Raw genomic sequence first — 289 nt, forward strand, 5'->3', positions numbered from 1 at the left:
GAATACGTAAGCTAGAAATAAAAAAGGACGTAGCAAGGCTACGTCCAACACTCAAATACACAGATTATGAAATACTAAACAATCGGAGAACCGGTGTTTACCACCAAGATTCGAACATTGCACCTAAAGCTAAGGTATCTTGTTTTGCGGCTATAGCTTCGTTACTGCGAACTTCGTTATCGGCTTGCCCTGCTGTTGCATAAAAGCGCAACATTGGACGAGCATTACCAAAGGCATTAACGACCACATTTTGAGAAAGCGTTACTTTCCAAGCGGTATTCTTACCACC

General features: G+C 42.2%; 1 protein-coding gene. It reads right to left on the reverse strand.

Translation table 11 applies throughout. The features are described from left to right. Nucleotides 1–97: 97 nt before the first annotated feature. Nucleotides 98–289, reverse strand: a 192-nt coding sequence (locus tag Q4528_RS13485; protein WP_303522035.1) for a carbohydrate porin, incomplete at its 5' end; no start/stop codon positions are given.

The sequence above is a fragment of the Staphylococcus pasteuri genome (genome assembly GCF_030547725.1).
GTDB lineage: Bacteria > Bacillota > Bacilli > Staphylococcales > Staphylococcaceae > Staphylococcus > Staphylococcus pasteuri.